The organism is Streptomyces naganishii JCM 4654, from assembly GCF_014650575.1.
GTDB lineage: Bacteria > Actinomycetota > Actinomycetes > Streptomycetales > Streptomycetaceae > Streptomyces > Streptomyces naganishii.
Genome location: NZ_BMVF01000022.1, coordinates 57710 through 75767, shown reverse-complemented (window position 1 = coordinate 75767; position 18058 = coordinate 57710). Strand labels below are relative to the sequence as shown.

The window sequence follows — 18058 nt, the reverse complement described above, 5'->3', positions numbered from 1 at the left end:
CAGCGGCACACAGCGCCCTGGGACGCTACAGTCGGCCATTACGCACCCCGTGGCCCGGCCGGATGAACGAGGTACGCAGCGTGTCGGTTCTGGTTCTGACTCTCGCCGTGAGCGCCGCCTGCTGCCTGGGCTTCGGATTCGTGCTTCAGCAGAACGCGGCCCAGCAGGCGCCACTGAGCGACTTCCTCTCCCCCCGGCTGCTGCTGGACCTGATGAGGGTGCCCCGCTGGCTGGGCGGCCTCGCACTGATGATCGCCGGGATGGTGCTGGGCGCGGTCGCGCTCGGGCGGGGCGAGATCTCGCTCGTGGAACCGCTGCTGGCGACGAACCTGCTGTTCGCCCTCGCCCTGTCGCGCAGACAGACCCGGCAGCCGCTGGGCCGCCAGGGGTGGGTCGGACTCGCCCTGCTGGCGGGGGGCGTGACCGCGTTCATCGTGGCGGGCGAGCCGCGCGCGGGCAGCGCGGTGACCGATCCGCTGCGGCACTGGCTGATCATCGGGGTCATGGTGGGCCTCGCGCTGCTGCTGACCACGTATGCCAAGCGGTCCCGGCTGAGCTGGGGTCCGGTGCTGCTCGCGGTGGCCGCCGGGCTGCTGTACGGCGTGCAGGACGCGCTCACACGGGTGAGCGGGCAGCGGTTCTCGGCGGGCGGCTGGACCGAGCTGTTCACCGGCTGGCAGCCGTACGCGCTGCTGGTGATCGGCGCGAGCGGACTGGTCCTGGTGCAGAGCGCGTTCGAGACGGCGCCGCTGCGCATGTCGCTGCCCGCGCTGACCGCGACCGAGCCGCTGGCCGGCATCGCCTGTGGCGTCGGCTTCCTCGGTGACCGGCTGCGCACCGACACCGGCGCGCTCGCCTGGGAGGCGGCGGCTCTGGCCGCGATCGTCGGCGGCATCGTGCTGCTCGGCCTCCATCCGGCCATGCCCTGCGGCGCGGCGGTCCGCGAGCCGGAGCGGGACCTCCAGCCGCACTGAGGCGCCGGACCGGCCGGGGGGCGTTGCCGGCGGCGCCTGCTTGGATGGGCGGCATGAGCGCTGCTGAGGAGATTCTCGACATCGTCGACGAGCAGGACCGGGTCGTCGGCCGGTCACCGCGCGGTGCGGCCTACGCCGAAGGGCTGCGCCACCGTTGCGCCTTCATCGAGGTCCGGGACGCCGAGGGCCGCGTCTTCGTGCACCGGCGCACGCCGACGAAGCTGGTGTACCCGTCGTTCTACGACGTGTTCGTGGGCGGTGTGGTCGGCGCGGGCGAGTCCTACGACGACGCGGCGCTGCGCGAGGCCGAGGAGGAACTGGGGGTGAGCGGACTGCCCCGCCCGGAGTTCCTCTTCAAGTTCCTCTCCGACGACGGCGCCGGGCGGTCCTGGTGGTCGGCGGTGTACCAGGTCCGCTGCGAGTTGCCGGTGCGTCCGCAGGCCGAGGAGATCGACTGGCACGCCTTCCTCACCGACGAGGAGGTGGAGCGCCGGCTGGCCGAGTGGGAGTGGACGCCGGACGGCCTCGCGGCGTACGAGCGCCTGAAGGCGCACCGCTCGGCGGGGCGAGACGGCCGGGGCCGGCGGTGAGCGGGCTCTCGGCGGCCGGGCCGGCGGTGGGTGGGCTCTCGGCGGCCGGGCCGACGGTGGGTGGGCTCTCGGCGGCCGGGCCGACGGTGGGCGGGCATCGAGTGAGCGGGGCTGGGTAAGGTCGCTCGCGTGATCGACTTCGTACGGAACGTCCGCCTCTGGTTCGCCCCCGAGGAGGTCAGGCGGGAGGGGCACACGCCCGACTACCGCTTCTCGCTGGCGAACGAGCGCACCTTCCTGGCGTGGCTGCGCACCGCCCTGGCGCTGATCGGCGGCGGTTTCGCGGTGGACCAGTTCCTGCCGCACCTGCGCTGGGCCTGGCGGATCGGCCTCGCCCTCGCGCTGCTCGCCGCGGGCGTGCTGTGCTCCCTGCGCGCGGTCAACCACTGGGTCCGCTGCGAACGAGCGATGCGCCGGGGCGAGGACCTCCCGGCCTCGCGCTTCCCGGCCCTGCTGAGCATCGTCGTGGCGGTGGTCGCGGTGGCGATGGTCGTGGTCGTGCTCGCGGGGTGGGCGGGATGACCGACGGCGCGGCGGACCGCGCGGGCGGCGGTGCGGACGCCGGACGTGACCCCGGGCTGCAGCCCGAGCGGACCCGGTTGGCCTGGCGGCGTACGACCTTGTCGAGCACCGTGGCCGCCGTGCTCGCCGTGCGGACGGCGCTCCATGGCGGGGCCACCGCCGCCGGGATCGTGGTCTGCGCGCTGTGCTGCGCGCTCTGGCTGGGCTTCCTGCGCGTCGCCCACCTCCGCATCCGCACCCTCGAGAGCGGGGCGGGGCCCGCGCGGGTGCCGCCCGTGCTCGCCGTGCGGCAGGCGGCCGTGGCCGTGCTGTGCACGGTGGCCCTGGCCGTGTGCGCGGCCGTGCTGGTGTTCTGACGGCGTTATCGTGGGCCCGATCACGTCCGGTCCGCCCTCTGGACTACATACCGACTGGTCGGCATGATGGTCGCGTCCCGTTGACCCGCCCGTAGGAGCGATGATGAGCCCCGACCACCCGCCCGGACTGGATCTCGACCGGCTGCGCGGCCTGCTGGAGCGCGAGCGGCCCGGCCTGGCCCAGGGCCCGCTGACCGGCCGGCTGATCGAGGGCGGACGGTCGAACCTGACGTACGCGGTCTCCGACGGCATCTCGAAGTGGGTGGTCCGCCGGCCGCCGCTCGGGCACGTGCTCGCCACCGCGCACGACATGAAGCGCGAGCACCGGGTGATCAGCGCCCTGCACCCGACCGACGTGCCGGTCCCGGCCCCGGTCCTGCTGTGCGAGGACGAGGAGGTGCTCGGAGCGCCGTTCTACGTCATGGAGTTCGTCGAGGGCACCCCGTACCGCACGGCGGACCAGCTCGCCGCGCTCGGCGCGGAACGCACCCGCGACGCGGTGCTGTCGCTGACCGGCACCCTGGTCCGGCTGCACGCGGTGGACCCCGCCGAGGTGGGCCTGGCCGACTTCGGCCGCCCCGAGGGCTTCCTGGACCGCCAGCTGCGCCGCTGGGGCAAGCAGCTCGACGCCTCCCGCAACCGCGAGCTGGCCGGCATCGACGAGCTGCACGCCGCCCTCGGCCGCGAACTGCCCGCCTCCCCCGCGCCGGCCGTGGTCCACGGCGACTACCGCCTGGACAACGTGCTGATCGGCGCCGACGACTCCATCCGGGCCATCCTGGACTGGGAGATGTCCACCCTCGGCGACCCGCTGACCGACCTCGGTCTGCTGGTGATGTACAGCACGCCGCTCGACCTGCCCCACTCCCCCGTCTCCACCACGGCCGCCGCGCCCGGGCACCCCTCGCCCGCCGAGCTGATCGAGCGGTACGCCGCCGCGTCGGGGCGCGATGTGTCGGCCGTCTCCTGGTACACGGCGTTCGCCTGGTTCAAGCTCGCCGTGATCCTCGAGGGCATCCACTACCGGTACACGCTCGGCCAGACCGTCGGCCGCGGCTTCGACCGCATCGGCGACCTGGTTCCCGTCTTCATCGAGCACGGCCTGACCACTCTTCACGAAGGCCTTCAGGAGGGCTGATCCGACATGGACTTCGCGTACGACGCGCGCACCGAGGAACTGCGCGCCAAGCTCCTCGCCTTCATGGACGAGCACGTGTACCCGGCCGAGCGGACCGTGCACGAGCAGCGCGCACGCCTGGCCTCGCCCTGGGAGAACCCGCCGGTGGTCGAGGAGCTGAAGGCCGAGGCACGCCGGCAGGGCCTGTGGAACCTGTTCCTGCCCGACACGGAGTACGGCGCCGGCCTGACCAACCTCCAGTACGCCCCGCTGGCGGAGATCACCGGCCGCTCCCCGCAGCTCGCGCCCACCGTGACCAACTGCGCGGCCCCGGACACCGGCAACATGGAGGTGCTGGCCCAGTTCGGCGACGAGGCGCAGAAGAAGCAGTGGCTGGAGCCGCTGCTGGCCGGTGAGATCCGCTCGGCGTTCGCGATGACCGAGCCGGAGGTGGCCTCCTCGGACGCCACCAACATCACCACGCTGATCGAGCGGGACGGCGACGAGTACGTCATCACCGGCCGCAAGTGGTACATCTCCGGGGCGATGCACCCCGACTGCACCGTCTTCATCGTGATGGGCAAGACCGACCCGGACGGCGCGGACATCCGCCGCCAGCAGTCCATGGTGCTGGTGCCGCGCGACACACCGGGCGTCACGATCACCCGTCCGATGCAGGTCTTCGGCTACGAGGACCACTTCCACGGCGGTCACGCCGAGGTGGTCTTCGACCACGCGCGCGTGCCGGTGTCCAACCTGATCGGCGAGGAGGGCGGCGGCTTCGCCATCGCCCAGGCCCGCCTCGGCCCGGGCCGCATCCACCACTGCATGCGGCTGATCGGCATGGCCGAGCGGGCGATCGAGCTGATGTGCCGGCGCGCGGTGTCCCGGCAGGCCTTCGGCAAGGCGCTGGCCCAGCAGGGCGTGGTGCACAACTGGATCGCGGACGCCCGGGTGACCGTGGAGCAGCTGCGCCTGCTGGTGCTGAAGACGGCCTGGCTGATGGACACGGTCGGCAACCGGGGCGCGCACACCGAGATCCAGGCCATCAAGATCGCCACCCCGCGCGCGGTGGTGGACATCATCGACCGGGCCATCCAGCTGCACGGCGCGGGCGGGGTGAGCCAGGACTTCCCGCTGGCCGAGCTGTACGCGGGCGCGCGCACGCTGATGATCGCGGACGGCCCGGACGAGGTGCACCAGCGGTCGCTGGCGCGGCGGGAGCTGAAGAAGTACCTGTGAGTCCGTCCCTGTGAGTTCGTGACAGGACGTAGTAAGGGGCGGTCGCCATGGGCGACCGCCCCTTACCTGTCGGCCGTGGGCCGTGGGCCGGGGAGCCGTTACGGCCGCAGCGCGCGCAGCAGCAGGTCGGCCAGGTGGTCGGCGACCTCCTGGGGGCCGAGCGGGCCGTCCGGGCGGTACCAGGTGGACAGGTGGTGGACGGAGCCGAAGTGGTAGTCGACCACCAGGTCGGCCGGGGTGGCCTTGGAGAAGACGCCCTGCTGCTGGCCCTCCTCGATGAGCGCACGGAAGCGCTCGTGGTAGCGCCGGCGCTCGGCGCGCACCTGCTTGTTCTTCTCCGGGCTCAGGTGGTGCATCGAGCGGAAGAAGATCATCGCGTCGTCGAGGTTGTCGATCGTGGTGACGACGACGTCGGCGGCGGCGCCGCGCAGCCGCTTCTCGATGGGCTCGTCGGCGTTGGCGAAGGCGTCGAGCCGCTCCTGCTGGACGCGCAGCACGCGCGCGTACACCTCGTGCAGGAGGTCGTCCTTGGAGCCGAAGTAGTGGTACAGCGCCCCCTTGGTGACGCCGGCCGCCTCGACGATCTCCTGCACCGAGGTGCGGTCGTAGCCCTGTTCGGCGAAGAGGCGGGTGGCGGCGTTCAGCAGTCGCTGCGGGACGGGCGTCCCGTCCGAGTCCGTCGTCCTGGGCACTGTCGCCACCTGCCTTTCCGTGCTGCTGCTGTGTGTCGCTCGCTGCTGCTAATGGTCGTCGGTGCGGGAACGCAGTTCCCGCCGCAGGATCTTCCCACTCGCCGTCTTGGGAAGCTCCGGCAGGATCTCGACCCGGCGCGGGTACTTGTAGGCGGCCAGTCTCTCCTTGCAGTAGGCGGCGAGTTCCCCGGGGTCGGTCTCGGCGCCCGGCCGCAGGCTGATGTAGGCCTTGACGGTCTCGCCGCGGTAGCCGTCGGGCACGCCGACGACGGCCGCCTCGCGCACCGCGGGGTGGGTGTAGAGGACGTCCTCGACCTCGCGCGGCCACACCTTGAAGCCGGAGGCGTTGATCATGTCCTTCTTGCGGTCGACGACGTAGAGCCAGCCCTGCTCGTCCATGAACCCGATGTCGCCGGTGCGCAGTTCGCCGCCGGGGAAGGTCTCGGCGGTGGCGTCGGGGCGCCGCCAGTAGCCGGGCACGACCTGGGGGCCGCGTACGACGATCTCGCCCTGCTCGCCGAAGGGCACCTCGGCGCCGGCGTCGTCGACGATCCGCACGACCGTGTCGGGTCCCGGCACGCCCACCGCCAGGGTCCCGGAGACCGGGTCGACGGGGGCCTCGCGGCCGGGCGGCACGGAGGCGCAGGGGGCGGTGCACTCGGTGAGGCCGTAGCCGTTGCGGATGTACGGGCCGAAGCGGGCGCGGAACCTCTCCACCAGCGCGGGCGGCAGCGGGGCGCCGCCGGAGGAGATGACGGTGAAGGAGGAGAAGTGGCCGGGGGTGACGGCCGGGTGTGCGGCCAGCGCCATGAAGGCGGTGGAGGGCCCGACGGTGTAGTGCGGCCGGTGCTCGGCGAAGGCCTCCAGGACGACCCCGGGCTCGAAGCGGTACGCCAGCACCAGCGTGCCCGCGCTGTTCAGGCAGGCGCCGAACTGGCAGACCATGCCGGTGATGTGGAACAGCGGCGCCAGCGCGAAGTAGACCGGCGCCTCGGGCAGGCCCAGGCCGGTGCGCTGCCGCTCGGCGTTGTACATGATGTTGGCGTGCGTGTTGGTGGCGCCCTTCGGGATGCCGCTGGTGCCCGAGGTGTAGCTGATCAGCGCGGTGTCGTCCGGCGCGGGGTCGCGGCCCTCGGGCGCCGGGTGGCCCGCGCGGGCGACGGTCACCAGGTCGTCGGCGTCGGCCGCCTGCGGCAGCCGCTCGAAGCTCAGCACGCGCGGGTCGTCGCGGGTCTGGAAGTCCCGCTCGCAGCCGGTGAGCACCATCCGCACCGGGGACCCGGCGGCCGTCTCGCGCAGGTACGACTCCCAGGCCCGGTCGGAGCAGATCAGCGCGGCCACCTCGCCGTCGTTCAGGACGTGGGCGACCTCGCCGGACTTGTACATCGGGTTGACGGGCACGACGACGGCGCCCGCCTTCCAGGCGCCGAGCACGGCGAGCACGAAGTGCGGGGAGTTCTGGAGCATGACCGCCACCCGGTCGCCGCGCTTCAGCCCGCGCGCGGCGAGGTGGCCGGCGACCGAGTCGCTGAGCTCGTCGGTCTCGCGGTGGGTCAGACGGGCGTCGAAGTAGGCGAGGAAGGTGCGGTCGGGCGCCTCGGCGGCCGAGCGGCGCAGGGCGTGCACCAGGGATGCGGCGGGGTCGACGGGGGCGCGCTGGGCCTCGTCGAGGAGGGCGAGCCAGGGCTTGGCCGCGTAGCGGGAGGCGTCCGGGCGGACGGCCTCGGGGCGGGGGTCGGTCACTGGTTCTCCTCCCACCTCTGCTGGATGTGGTTCATGCTGGTCAGCCAGCGGTCGGGGTCGGTGGCGCGGGCCCGGTAGAAGCCCGCCACCTCCGTGTGCGGCAGGATCAGGAAGCGGTCCTCGGCCATGCCCTTGAACAGGGCGTCGGCCACGTCCTCCGGTTCGATCGCGGTGGGCCTGAGGACCAGGTCGCCCGCGCTGCCGGTGGCGGCCAGCATGTCGGTGCGCACGCCCTGCGGGCAGATCGCGTGGACCTTGATCCCGCGGTGGCGGTACGTCAGCGACAGCCACTCGGCGAAGGCGTAGGCGCCGTGCTTGGTGACGCTGTAGGGGGCGGCGCCGATCATGGTGAGCAGCCCGGCGGCGGAGACGGTGGAGACGAAGCGTCCGCCGCCGCGCTCCAGCCAGTGAGGGACCAGCGCCTCGGCGGCGCGCACGTGCGCCATGACGTTGACGTCCCAGGCGCGCGCCCAGACGTCCTCGCCGGCCGCCTCGGAACCGCCCGAGCCCAGGCCGGCGTTGGCGCAGTAGACGTCGACCGTGCCGCCGAGCGCTTCGCGGGCGTCGGCGACGACCGTGGAGGCGTCGCCGGGGAGCGCGATGCCGCCGATCTCCTCGGCGACGGCCCGGACCCGGCCGGCGTCGAGGTCGTTGACGACGACCCTCGCGCCCTCGGCGGCGAACCGGCGGGCCAGCGCGGCCCCGATGCCACCCCCGGCCCCGGTGACGACGACTCCCGCACCCTGAACGGCTTCCACCATCGGTCTCCTTCGGCTCCGGCGTGACGGGACCGGCCGCCTCCCGGCCGCTACCCCGCGCTGCGGCGTCAGACTAACCGGTCGGTATGTGGTGCGGAAGAGGGGTCGCGGCGGCGGACGCGCGCGGTTCGTTCCGCACCGCCCCCGTGCACGCTAGCGTGCGTGGGCATGACACCCGCCGCGATCACGGAGGTCACCGCATGAAGCTGTCCAGACGGAGCCTGCTCGCCACCACGGCCGCGGTCGCGGCCGCCACCGCACCCGCCGCCTCCGCCCAGGCCGCGCCGAGGCGCTCCCCCGCCCTGCGCACCGGCTTCGAGCGCCTGGCCGCCACGGGCTACGCCGCGCTCGCCGGGCAGCGCGTCGGCATCGTCACCAACCCCACCGGCGTCACCCGGGACGTGCGTCACATCGTGGACGTGATGCACGCCGACCGGCGCGTGCGCCTGACCGCCGTCTTCGGCCCCGAGCACGGCTTCCGCGGGACCGCGCAGGCGGGCGGCTCCGAGGGCCGCTACGACGACCCGGCCACCGGGCTGCCCGTGTACGACACGTACCTCAAGAGCGGGCAGCCGCTCGCCGACGTCTTCACTGCCTCCGGCGTGGACACGGTCGTCTTCGACATCCAGGACGTGGGCGCCCGCTTCTACACGTACATCTGGACGCTGTACGACTGCATGGAGGCGGCCGCCCTGGCCGGCAAGCGGTTCGTGGTCCTCGACCGCCCCAACCCGGTGACCGGGCGCGAGGCGCTCGGACCGGTGCTGCACAAGGAGTTCGCCACCTTCGTCGGGCGGCAGCCCGTCGCCCAGGCGCACGGCATGACGGTCGCCGAGCTCGCGCGGCTGTTCAACGGCGAGTTCCTGACCACCCCCGTACGCCTGGACACGGTCCTGATGAGCGGCTGGAAGCGGTCGGACTTCTACGACGCGAGCGGACTGCCCTGGGTGCCGCCGAGCCCCAACATGCCGACCCCCGACACCGCGCTGGTGTACTCGGGGACCTGTCTGTTCGAGGGCACCAACCTCTCGGAGGGGCGGGGCACCACCCGGCCCTTCGAACTGCTCGGCGCGGAGGGGATCGACGGGCGCTGGGCGGCCGCGGCCAACGCCCTCGGGCTGCCTGGCGTGCGTTTCAGGGAGGCGTACTTCGCGCCCGCGTTCTCCAAGTTCCAGGGCAGGACCGTCGGCGGCGTGCAGCTCCATGTGCACGACCGGGCCGCCTTCGACCCCGTGCGGACGGGGATCGCGCTGCTGGTGACCGCGCGGCAGGTGTGGAGCGGCTTCGCCTGGCGCTCCGACGACTGGATCGACAAGCTCACCGGCTCCACGCGCGTGCGCACGATGATCGACGCCGGGGCGGGCGCCGACGAGGTGGTGGCCGCCTGGCGGGAGGAACTGGCCGCGTTCCGGAAAGTACGGAAGGAATATCTGCTCTACGGATGAGCCGTGACCTATGGCCAACTTCCCCCGTTGGCAGGACGATGCGGGACACATCGCACCACTGAAAGCGCCTCGAGGGGGTCGGTCATGGCGGATCCGGCGGTGAGCGTGGCTCCCTACTGGGAGCTGACCTTCGACGCGGACGGCGACGTGGACGGCCCCGAGCGGGACCGGCTGCTGGCCCAGGTCACCGCGCGGGGCGTGCGCGACCTGATCGTCTTCGCGCACGGATGGAACAACGACCGCTCGGGCGCGACCGCGCTCTACAGTCACTTCTTCGCGCCCGTCCCGCGCCTCGCGCCCACCGCCCGGATCGGGTACGTGGGCGTGATCTGGCCGTCGATGCGGTTCTGCGACGAGCCGATCCCCGACTTCCCGCGCTCCACCGCGGCCGGGCCCGTGCCGGCCCCCGCGCTCGACAAGGACACCCGGCACGCGCTGCTGGAGAGCTTCCCCGGACGGGCCACGGTCGTGGACCGGATCGCGCGACTGCTGGACGAGCGCCCCGGCAGTGAGGACGAGGGCGGTCTGGACGAGTTCGGGCGGCTGGTGCGGCTGCTGGTGGAGGAGGTGCCGCCCGGGCCGCAGGCGCTGTTCTCGGCGGACACCGAGGCGGAAGGGGTGCCGGAGGGCGAACCGGAGATGTTCGCCCGGCCCGCGCGGGAGGTGTGCGGCGAGTTCGCGCGGGCCGTGGCGGGACTCCGGGCCCCGGACGGGCAGGAGTCGTTCAGCCTGCCGAACCCGTGGGACGGCGCCAAGGAGCTGCTGCGGCAGGCGACGTACTACGCGATGAAGCGCCGCGCGGGCACGGTCGGCGAGCGCGGCCTCGGACCGGTGGTCGGCCTGCTCGCGCGGTCGGCGCCCGGTCTGCGGGTCCATCTGGTCGGGCACAGCTTCGGCGGCCGGCTGGTGTCGTTCGCGCTGCGCGGGCTGCCCGAGGGCGTGCGGGCCGTGAAGTCGGTGACCCTGTTCCAAGGGGCCTTCTCCCACTACGCGTTCGCGGCCCGGGTGCCCGGCGACCCGGGCGCGTGCGGTGTGCTCCAGGGCCAGGAGGGACGCGTCGACGGCCCCCTGGTGTGCTGCTACTCCCGCTACGACTCGGCGCTCGGCACGCTGTACCCGCTGGCCTCGCGGATGGCGGACGACGACCGGTCGGTGCTCGGCGTCGACGTGGGGAGCCTGCTCGGCGACCGGTGGGGCGCGATGGGGCACAACGGCGTGCAGGCCGTGCCCGGCACGCGCGCGTGCACCCTCACCGAGGCGCTGGCAGCGCCCCTGCCCGTCACGGGCTGCGTGAACGTGGACGCGGCCGAGGTGGTCAGACGCGGCGGTCCGCCGAGCGGCGCCCACAGCGACATCGTGCACCCCGAACTGGCCCGGGTCGTGCTGGCGGCGGGCCGCGTCCACTGACACGGCCCGCCGCAGCAGGTCACCGCTCTGGTGCTCTAGCGGTGGCTGGTGTACTCGACCACCTGCTGGAAGGTCGGCCGGTTCTGCCAGCTGATCTTCCCGTGCTTGATGCCGCCGAGGGCGCGCTGCACGATCGAGTCGGCGCACCACTGGTCGCCCGCCGAGCACTGGTCGTCGCCGGGGTAGACCTGGGCCGCGGTCATGCCCGCCGCCTGCTTCAGGGTGCTGATCAGGACGTCCCGGCAGGCGCTCAGGCTGCCGCCGCCGCAGTACTTCTGCGCCAGCGGGCCGCTCACCTGTTCACCGAGCACCGTGCGGATGTCCTTGTCGACATAGCTCCACCAGCCGTACTGGAAGGCGCTGCCCGCGTGGGAGCCGGTCGGGCCGTGCCCGGCGGACGGCGACTCGTCAATGGGCAGATTGTTCGTGATCGCGGCGTAGAGGTCGCTGCCGAGGCCCGGTTCGAACTCGGCCTTCACCAGCAACGGCCACCAGGCGTCCAGGATGCGGATGGCGTCCGCGTTCGCGTACGCCTTCGAGCCCGCCGAGGTCTCGGTGCGCTTGGCGCCCGCGGTGACCCAGGCCTGGAGCTTGCTCACCGCGGCCGCCGCCGTGGAGTCGGTGACCGCCGAACTGTCGATCACCTTCAGCAGCTCGGGCAGCACGTCCTCCGCCCTGAGGTCGGCGAGGGCCGCGTCCGCCATGGCCCGCGTCAGGGAGGCGCGGGTGACCCCGCCGGCCGCGACCAGCTTCTTCACCCGGTCCTCCAGCAGGTTCCCGCGGTGCACGGAGCCGTCGCCCCAGGACGCGGTCGCGTAGTCCAGGGCCTGCTTGTTGTTCCAGGAGACGTAGTAGTCCTGGTCGACGGAGTTGGGGTGGGCCGAAGCCGGGGTGTAGTCGGCGGTGTTGGTCGCCGGGTCCCAGTTCCGCCACTCGTAGCCCTGCCGCGCCCACACCGGGAACTCGGCGTCGACACCGCTCGCGCGCACCGGGTTGTCGCCGCTGTTGTAGTACGCGACGTGCGAGGAGTCGGCGTAGAACCAGTTGAACGTGAAGTTGATGTGCTGGGTGGCCTGCTGGAAGTCCTGCGGGCCCTTCACGTAGTCCGGGTCGTTGAGCATCTGGAAGCCGATGATCGAGTCGGCCTCGTGCAGGAACGACGAGCGCAGGGTGGTGTAGGCGACCTTCTTGCCGCCGACGGTGGCGCGGTACTCGACGGGGCCGTACTTGGTGCGCCACACGCGCATCGTGTAGGAGCCGGCCGCGGTGCCGTCGGCGACGGTGGGCTTCCAGGAGTTGGTCTGTTCGACCTTGTCCATCGCCGTGCAGGCGCCGTGGTACAGGTAGTGGTAGTCGTCCTGGCACAGCTCGACGGCGTAGGTGTCGATGATGTCCTGGCCGGAGGTCGTGGCGCTCCAGGAGTAGTCCTGGCCGCGGCCGAGCTCGACGTACATGCTCAGGCCGGCGAAGGAGGCGCCGCGGGCGCTGATGCCCGGGCCCTGGATCTCCTGGAGCATGAGGAGCTGGGGGGCGAAGTAGCCGGTCTGCGGGCCGAAGACGGCGACCGGGTGGCCGCTCGCGGTGGACTTGCCGCCGACCACCAGGGCGTTGGACATCCCGCGCCTGGCCGAGGACAGGGAGGTCTTCGCGGCGGTCGTGGAGGCGCCCTTGGCCGCGGAGGTCGCCGCGCTGCCGGTGCGGTCGTAGACCAGGGGTTCCTGGGTCACCGAGCCGGCGTCGGGCAGGGCCTCCCCCTGGGCGCTGTCCGGCTTCGTGGCGTAGGGGAAGCTGCGGCCGTCGTGGACGGTGAGGACGGCCTCGGGGTCGTTGCGCTCACGGAAGGACTCCCAGACCTTGGTGCCTTCCTGCACGCCGTACTTGGCCTGCGCGGCCAGCAGGGAGAGCGCGTTGTTGACCTCGCCGCCCCCGCCGGAGCCGAACAGCGAGCCGATCACGGAGGCCAGCGCGACCAGGTCGGTGACCTTGAAGTGCTCGATGGTGCCGGCGTTGGTGATGGCGTCCTTGTGGCCGGTCAGGACGTACTCGCCGGGGAAGTAGCGGCCGGAGTCGGAGGCGTCGATGTAGGCGTTGACGCCGGCGAGGTAGGCGTTGACGTCCGCGAGGGCCTGCCGACCGCGCGGGCCCGCCTTGGCCACCGCGTTGTCGATCTGCCCCTGGAGGTCGGCCTCGGTGTAGGGCGCGTTGCGCCAGAACTCCTGCTCCAGGCCCTGGTTGGAGGCCGCGCCGCCGGCGAAGGCGGTCAACTGCCCGCGGCCCACGTGCCGGAAGACGTCCATGAGCCACAGCCGGTCCTCGGCGGCCGCGTACCCGGCGCCGAACTCGGTGCCGTAGCGGGTGGTGCCGGTGATGTGCGGCACACCGCTCTTCTTGTCGCGGACGATCGTGACGTCGCCGCGGCCGGCGGGCTTCTCGGTGGACGCGACCTGGTCGGAGGGGACCCCGAAGGAGGCGTCGTTGAAAAAGTCGTTGATCTTCGCGTCGGTCAGCGAGGAGTAGCCGGTGGGGAGTCCGGCGTACGGTCCGAGCTGGTCCTCGGCATGGCCGGGCTGGGTGCCGAAGGCCTGGTTGAGGAGGATCTGGGCAAGGGTGGCGTTGCCGTTCTCGCCGGGCGGCAGGATGTCCGAACACTGGCCGCCACAGTAGTCGTTGGCGGCCGCGGCCGCGTTCACAGGGGCGGCCTCGGCGGCCATCGCCTGGGAAAAGGGCGACAAAAGACCGGCAATGAGGACGCATACGGATGCCGTCTTCAGGAACCCGTGGAATCTGCGGGGAGTTCTCAGTCTGTCGAGCGCGAACTGTGGGGTGCGCCGTGGCATGGCAGCTCCTCCCGACGGTGGTGGTGCGGGACGTTACCGCCGGTATCCCCGAGTTGGAAGATGAACATGCGTCACTTTTTGGAGTTGCCTCGTGGAGGTCGGCAAGGGAGGCGTTATGGGGGCCATCGGAAAACGGATGGAGCCGGATCGCATGTCGATACGTCTACTCGGCGACGTCGTTACGACGACTCCGCACGACGACGCCGAAGTGACCGAAGTGACCGGAGTACAGGTGCAGGTGTGACGGAGGTGCAGGGCGATGGCCGGTTTCCGGAGTCTGGCGAGACAGGTGCGCGACCCGCGGTGCGATCTGGCGCTGCGGCGTTACTCGTTGCGCAAGTGCCTTGAGCGCTTCGCCCCTTACGGGCACAGGGCCACCTGGGACCATCTGTGCTCACGGGCCGGGTTCGGCCCGGAGGACAGGTCCCCCGATCCGGTGCGGCTCGTGGCCGCGCTGGAGGAGCTCGAGGAGGCGCGTTCGGTGTGGCTCGACTACGAGGTCGAGTTCGCCAGGCGCCGCAGGAAGGAGAAGCACGACGGGCTGCGCAGGCCCGGCAGCGTGGACGACTGGCACCGGCTGACCTGGGGCGGATTCGGGGTCGCCTGGTGCGACGACCCGCGCGTGCACCCCGGCGAGCCGCTGGCGGAGGTGCTGCGCCGGCTGATCGCGGCGCTGGAGCGCGACCCGGGCGCGTCCTGCCCGGTGTGCGCCGGGGAGCGCCTGGTCTGGCGGTACGACCTGGACCACGAGCCCTCGTCCGGTCCGGTCTGCGCGGACTGCGGGATCCTGGTGCCGCGTCCCGTCCTCACCCCCGAGGCCCTGGCGTACGCCAGGCGGGGGCGACTGCTGGTGTCCGCCTGAGAACGGCGAGGGGTGCGCTGGGGGATGCCGCACCCCTCTCAACGGGGGCTTCACGATCGACAACGGGGGGCTTCACGATCGAACGGGGGCTTTACGGTGGTGCGGGCGTGCCCGCACGGGTCCCGGCGGGCCACCGACGGCGCGGTGGTGCCGCTGACGCCCGCGGCCCTCGCAAAGTTCGCCGCCGGGGCCGTCACGGCCGGGGCCACTTTGGTCCACGTCCGTCCGAGGACGCCGTGCGACCGGGAGAGCCTGTTCCCGCGCGTGGTCGCGGCGACGCCCGTCGGCAGTCCGCTCCGGCACGGACGGTGCGGCCCGGTTCGCGGCCTCGCCGCTGGGGGCGAGGGGGCGGCGGGTGGCGGCGAAGGTGACGGACGCCTGACCGGATACGGGGTGACGGGCGCCTGACCGGATACGGCCGAGCGGTCCGCGTACGCAGCCTGTCGGCGCTCGGCGACGCCCACGGCCGCCCGCTCCCGCCCCACAGTGAGGACGCCACCGCCTGGCCTGTCCCGCGCCTGGCGGAAAGCCTGGGACTCACCGCCCGCATCGGCCTGGCGGACACCCTCCACCCCCCCCCCGACGGCCAACGCGCCCCGGCCGACGCCGAGTTGCCGACGGCCGCGCCGCGCGGACACGCCGGCGCCGGACGCGGGCAGGGCGAACCGGGCTCACGCGGCGGCGAGGGCGTGCCGCCATCGGGTCGTGTCCCGTTGACAGAGGCCGTCCCGGAGACCATGCTAAGCAGTTGCTTAGGGATGTTGACTTGCGATGGGAGAGGCCGGGGACATGGCAGAGCCGAGGATCTTCGCGTCCGCCGACGAGCTGAAGGCGGCGGTGGGCGAGCAGCTGGGGTACACCGACTGGCTGGAGATCGACCAGAAGCGGATCGACCTGTTCGCGGAGGCGACCGGCGACCAGCAGTGGATCCACGTCGACCCGGAGAAGGCCGCCTCCGGTCCCTTCGGCACGACGATCGCCCACGGCTATCTGACCCTCTCGCTGCTCCCCCTGTTCGGACCGCAGCTGATCAGCGTCGAGGGCGTGAAGATGGGCGTCAACTACGGCACCAACAAGGTCCGTTTCCCGGCGCCCGTGCCGGTCGGCTCGCGGCTGCGCGCCACCGCGACGATCTCGGCCGTGGACGAGGTGCCGGGCGGCGTGCAGGTCGCCACGGCGTTCACCGTGGAGCGCGAGGGCGGCGACAAGCCGGTGTGCGTGGCCGAGTCGGTGGCCCGCTACTACCTCTGAGCGGTCCCGGACGGCTCCCCCGCGCCCACCATCCGCAGGACGAGATCGGCGTACAGCGCGCCGACCTCCTCGGGGGTGCGGGGGCCGTCGACGTTGAACCAGCGGGCCACGTCGATGCACAGGGACAGCACGGCGAGCGTGGTGCCCTGCACGTCGGGGACGTCGAACTCCCCCGATGCCACGCCCTCCTCGATGATGCCGCGCACCTCGGCGTCGACCTGCCGGCGCAGCGCCAGGATCTCGGCGCGCGCCTCGGGGCCGAGCGAGTCGAGTTCGTACTGCACGACCCGCGCGGTGGTGCGTCCGCCGGCGTGCCAGCGGACGAAGGAGCTGACGGCCTCGGCGAGCCGCTCGGCGGGGCTGCCCTCGGCGCGGGCCGCCGTGCGCAGGATGTCGAGCGCCTTCTCGTGGCCGATCCGGCTGATGCGGTGGAGCAGCTCTTCCTTGGTCTTGTAGTGGATGTAGAGCGCGGCCGGGCTCATGCCGGCGCGGCCCGCGATGTCACGGGTCGTCGTGGCGTGGTAGCCGCGCTCCGCGAACGCCTCCACCGCGGCGAGCAGCAGCCGCCGGGCCGCGTCGGGCGTGACCTCACCCCACGGCGACGCCTCGGTGCCGGCCGTCTCCTCCGCCATACTCATCGCTCACCTCATTCACTGGCAGGAGTAACACCATACCGGGATGGGTGAGCGAGCGCTTAGCGCGATCGCCCGGCAGCGGGGCGATCGCGTCACTTTCTCACAGCTTCTCGAAGGGGTCGTGCTCGGCGAGCAGCTTCTCCAGCCGGGCCTGGTCGACCCGGCTGACGATCTGCCCGGCCTCCTGGCGGTCCCGTACGACCTTGGCGAGGGTGAAGGCCGAGGTGACGAGGTAGAGGACGGCGATCGCCAGGAAGGACCGCACCCAGGCGTCGGCGCTCAGCCGGAAGATGCCGATCGCGGTGGCCACCATGGCGATGGCGAAGGAGGCGACGGCCTGGCCGTAGAAGGCGGCCGTGTTCTGCTGCTTGACCGGTGTGTCACTCATGGCACCGATCATCGGAGGACGTGGCCCCCGCCACATCCGCCGGAATACTCAGGGACGTACTCAGAAAGCCGAGACCCCGGTCAGCGCGCGGCCGATCACCAGCTTCTGGATCTGGCTGGTGCCCTCGTACAGGGTCATCACGCGCGCGTCGCGCAGCAGCTTGCCCGCCGGGTACTCGTCGATGTAGCCGTAGCCGCCGAAGACCTGGAGGGCGTTGTTGGCGGCGCGCACGGCGGCCTCGGAGGCGAACAGCTTGGCCTTGGAGGACTCCACGGCGAAGGGCTGCCCCCGGTCGACGAGGTCGGCGACCCGCCAGGTCAGCAGCCGGGCGGCGTCCACGTCGACGGCGATGTCGCTGATCAGCTCCTGTACGAGCTGGTGGTGGGCGATGGTCTTCCCGAACTGCTCGCGCTCCCCCGCGTAGCGCACCGCCGCGTCCAGGGCGGCCTGGGCTATGCCGACGCAGCCTGCGGCCACCGACATCCGCCCCTTGGCCAGCGCGGACATGGCCACCGAGAAGCCCTTGCCCTCCGGGGCCAGCATCGCCGAGGCCGGCACGCGCACGTCCTCCAGGACCAGCTCGGCGGTCGCCTGGCCGCGCAGGCCCAGCTTGCCGTGGATGGTCCTGCGGGTCAGGCCGGGCGTGTCGGTGGGGACGAGGAAGGCGGAGACGCCCTTGTGTCCGGGCGCGTCGGTGGAGCGGGCGAAGAGCAGGACGACGTCGGCCCAGGTGCCGTTGGTGATGAACATCTTCGTGCCGTTGATGACGTAGTCGTCGCCGTCGCGCACGGCCCGGGTGGCGAGGTTGCCGGCGTCGGAGCCGGTGCCGGGCTCGGTGAGGCCGAAGCAGCCGACGTACTCGCCGGAGGTCAGGCCGGGCAGCCAGCGCCTCTTCTGCTCCTCGTCGCCCCAGGCGGCGATGGTCTTGGCGACCAGGCCGAGCGAGACGGAGACGATGCCGCGCACGGAGGAGTCGCCGCGGCCCAGCTCCTCGGTGACCAGGCAGTACGCGAGGTGGTCGCCGCCCGAGCCGCCGTACTCCTCGTCGACGGTCAGGCCGAGGAAGCCGACCTCGCCGAGCTTCTTCACGAGGGACCGGTCGACCTCTTCGGCGCGGTCCCAGGCGACGACGTTCGGGGCGATCTCGCGCTCGACGAAGTCCCGGGCGAGCCGGCGGACCGCGGCCTGCTCCTCGCTGAGTTCGAGATTCATGACGGATCACCCCTGTTGAACGCTGAA

18 protein-coding genes are annotated in these 18058 nt (G+C 72.4%); 11 read left to right on the top strand and 7 right to left on the bottom strand.

The genetic code is table 11. The features are described from left to right. Nucleotides 1–80: 80 nt before the first annotated feature. The 6 genes from IE217_RS29780 (at nt 81) to IE217_RS29755 (ending at nt 4801) form a co-directional block, all read left to right on the top strand. Nucleotides 81–974 (top strand): DMT family transporter, encoded by an 894-nt coding sequence (locus tag IE217_RS29780; RefSeq protein WP_190181063.1) that lies wholly within the window; start codon nt 81–83, stop codon nt 972–974. 53 nt (nt 975–1027) lie between these two features. Next, nucleotides 1028–1564 (top strand): NUDIX domain-containing protein, encoded by a 537-nt coding sequence (locus IE217_RS29775; RefSeq protein ID WP_190181062.1) that lies wholly within the window; start codon nt 1028–1030, stop codon nt 1562–1564. Between the two features lie 129 nt (nt 1565–1693). Next, on the top strand, nt 1694–2086 hold the full coding sequence (locus IE217_RS29770) for a YidH family protein (RefSeq protein ID WP_190181061.1): 393 nt from the start codon (nt 1694–1696) through the stop codon (nt 2084–2086). After that, entirely contained in the window at nt 2083–2442 is a 360-nt protein-coding gene (locus IE217_RS29765; RefSeq protein ID WP_190181060.1) for a DUF202 domain-containing protein, read from the top strand. The genes IE217_RS29770 and IE217_RS29765 overlap by 4 nt, the downstream gene beginning before the upstream one ends. 103 nt (nt 2443–2545) lie before the next feature. Then, entirely contained in the window at nt 2546–3580 is a 1035-nt protein-coding gene (locus IE217_RS29760) for a phosphotransferase family protein (protein ID WP_190181059.1), read from the top strand. A 6-nt stretch (nt 3581–3586) separates the two neighbouring features. Continuing rightward, complete coding sequence (locus IE217_RS29755; protein WP_190181058.1) at nt 3587–4801, top strand: acyl-CoA dehydrogenase; 1215 nt, start codon at nt 3587–3589, stop codon at nt 4799–4801. Nucleotides 4802–4899: 98 nt separating this feature from the next. Here IE217_RS29755 and IE217_RS29750 read toward each other — a convergent pair whose 3' ends face one another. Genes IE217_RS29750 through IE217_RS29740 form a run of 3 tightly spaced genes read right to left on the bottom strand, consistent with a single transcriptional unit; the run spans nt 4900 to nt 7997 of the window. After that, a complete protein-coding gene (locus IE217_RS29750; RefSeq protein ID WP_190181057.1) occupies nt 4900–5493 on the bottom strand; it encodes a TetR/AcrR family transcriptional regulator in 594 nt (197 codons plus the stop codon). A gap of 48 nt (nt 5494–5541) precedes the next feature. Continuing rightward, nucleotides 5542–7236 carry a class I adenylate-forming enzyme family protein gene (locus IE217_RS29745; protein WP_190181056.1) on the bottom strand — a complete coding sequence of 565 codons (1695 nt, stop codon included), beginning with the start codon at nt 7234–7236 and terminating at the stop codon, nt 5542–5544. Then, a complete protein-coding gene (locus tag IE217_RS29740) occupies nt 7233–7997 on the bottom strand; it encodes an SDR family oxidoreductase (RefSeq protein ID WP_190181055.1) in 765 nt (254 codons plus the stop codon). Before IE217_RS29740 ends, IE217_RS29745 begins: the two co-directional genes overlap by 4 nt. Nucleotides 7998–8194: 197 nt before the next feature. Here IE217_RS29740 and IE217_RS29735 point away from each other — a divergent pair, with 197 nt between their 5' ends. After that, nucleotides 8195–9439, top strand: coding sequence for an exo-beta-N-acetylmuramidase NamZ family protein (locus IE217_RS29735; RefSeq protein ID WP_190181054.1), 1245 nt, complete (start codon nt 8195–8197; stop codon nt 9437–9439). An 84-nt stretch (nt 9440–9523) separates the two neighbouring features. Beyond that, a complete protein-coding gene (locus IE217_RS29730) occupies nt 9524–10846 on the top strand; it encodes a serine-threonine protein kinase (protein WP_190181053.1) in 1323 nt (440 codons plus the stop codon). Between the two features lie 35 nt (nt 10847–10881). Here IE217_RS29730 and IE217_RS29725 read toward each other — a convergent pair whose 3' ends face one another. Further along, nucleotides 10882–13683, bottom strand: coding sequence for a penicillin acylase family protein (locus tag IE217_RS29725; protein WP_190181052.1), 2802 nt, complete (start codon nt 13681–13683; stop codon nt 10882–10884). Nucleotides 13684–13774: 91 nt separating this feature from the next. On the opposite strand from IE217_RS29725, the gene IE217_RS29720 reads away from it, so the two are divergent. From IE217_RS29720 to IE217_RS29710, 3 genes are all read left to right on the top strand, one after another. Then, nucleotides 13775–13927 (top strand): hypothetical protein, encoded by a 153-nt coding sequence (locus tag IE217_RS29720; RefSeq protein WP_190181051.1) that lies wholly within the window; start codon nt 13775–13777, stop codon nt 13925–13927. 15 nt (nt 13928–13942) lie between these two features. Beyond that, complete coding sequence (locus IE217_RS29715; protein WP_190181050.1) at nt 13943–14545, top strand: hypothetical protein; 603 nt, start codon at nt 13943–13945, stop codon at nt 14543–14545. A 789-nt stretch (nt 14546–15334) separates the two neighbouring features. Next, nucleotides 15335–15796, top strand: a complete 462-nt coding sequence (locus IE217_RS29710; protein WP_190181049.1) for a MaoC family dehydratase — start codon at nt 15335–15337, stop codon at nt 15794–15796. Here IE217_RS29710 and IE217_RS29705 read toward each other — a convergent pair. From IE217_RS29705 to IE217_RS29695, 3 genes are all read right to left on the bottom strand, one after another. Further along, nucleotides 15787–16434 carry a TetR/AcrR family transcriptional regulator gene (locus IE217_RS29705; protein WP_190181048.1) on the bottom strand — a complete coding sequence of 216 codons (648 nt, stop codon included), beginning with the start codon at nt 16432–16434 and terminating at the stop codon, nt 15787–15789. The genes IE217_RS29710 and IE217_RS29705 overlap by 10 nt on opposite strands. A 97-nt stretch (nt 16435–16531) precedes the next feature. Beyond that, nucleotides 16532–16819 (bottom strand): YiaA/YiaB family inner membrane protein, encoded by a 288-nt coding sequence (locus IE217_RS29700; RefSeq protein ID WP_190181047.1) that lies wholly within the window; start codon nt 16817–16819, stop codon nt 16532–16534. A gap of 60 nt (nt 16820–16879) precedes the next feature. Then, nucleotides 16880–18031, bottom strand: coding sequence for an acyl-CoA dehydrogenase family protein (locus tag IE217_RS29695; RefSeq protein WP_190181046.1), 1152 nt, complete (start codon nt 18029–18031; stop codon nt 16880–16882). Between the last annotated feature and the right edge of the window lie 27 nt (nt 18032–18058).

Bases quoted from the DNA above. Each gene is read 5' to 3' on its own strand.
- IE217_RS29765 (WP_190181060.1), top strand. From the start codon at position 2,083: ATGACCGACGGCGCGGCGGACCGCGCGGGCGGCGGTGCGGACGCCGGA.
- IE217_RS29730 (WP_190181053.1), top strand. From the start codon at position 9,524: ATGGCGGATCCGGCGGTGAGCGTGGCTCCCTACTGGGAGCTGACCTTC.
- IE217_RS29725 (WP_190181052.1), bottom strand. From the start codon at position 13,683: ATGCCACGGCGCACCCCACAGTTCGCGCTCGACAGACTGAGAACTCCC.
- IE217_RS29705 (WP_190181048.1), bottom strand. From the start codon at position 16,434: ATGAGTATGGCGGAGGAGACGGCCGGCACCGAGGCGTCGCCGTGGGGT.
- IE217_RS29775 (WP_190181062.1), top strand. From the start codon at position 1,028: ATGAGCGCTGCTGAGGAGATTCTCGACATCGTCGACGAGCAGGACCGG.
- IE217_RS29740 (WP_190181055.1), bottom strand. From the start codon at position 7,997: ATGGTGGAAGCCGTTCAGGGTGCGGGAGTCGTCGTCACCGGGGCCGGG.
- IE217_RS29715 (WP_190181050.1), top strand. From the start codon at position 13,943: ATGGCCGGTTTCCGGAGTCTGGCGAGACAGGTGCGCGACCCGCGGTGC.
- IE217_RS29755 (WP_190181058.1), top strand. From the start codon at position 3,587: ATGGACTTCGCGTACGACGCGCGCACCGAGGAACTGCGCGCCAAGCTC.
- IE217_RS29735 (WP_190181054.1), top strand. From the start codon at position 8,195: ATGAAGCTGTCCAGACGGAGCCTGCTCGCCACCACGGCCGCGGTCGCG.
- IE217_RS29695 (WP_190181046.1), bottom strand. From the start codon at position 18,031: ATGAATCTCGAACTCAGCGAGGAGCAGGCCGCGGTCCGCCGGCTCGCC.
- IE217_RS29710 (WP_190181049.1), top strand. From the start codon at position 15,335: ATGGCAGAGCCGAGGATCTTCGCGTCCGCCGACGAGCTGAAGGCGGCG.
- IE217_RS29700 (WP_190181047.1), bottom strand. From the start codon at position 16,819: ATGAGTGACACACCGGTCAAGCAGCAGAACACGGCCGCCTTCTACGGC.
- IE217_RS29760 (WP_190181059.1), top strand. From the start codon at position 2,546: ATGAGCCCCGACCACCCGCCCGGACTGGATCTCGACCGGCTGCGCGGC.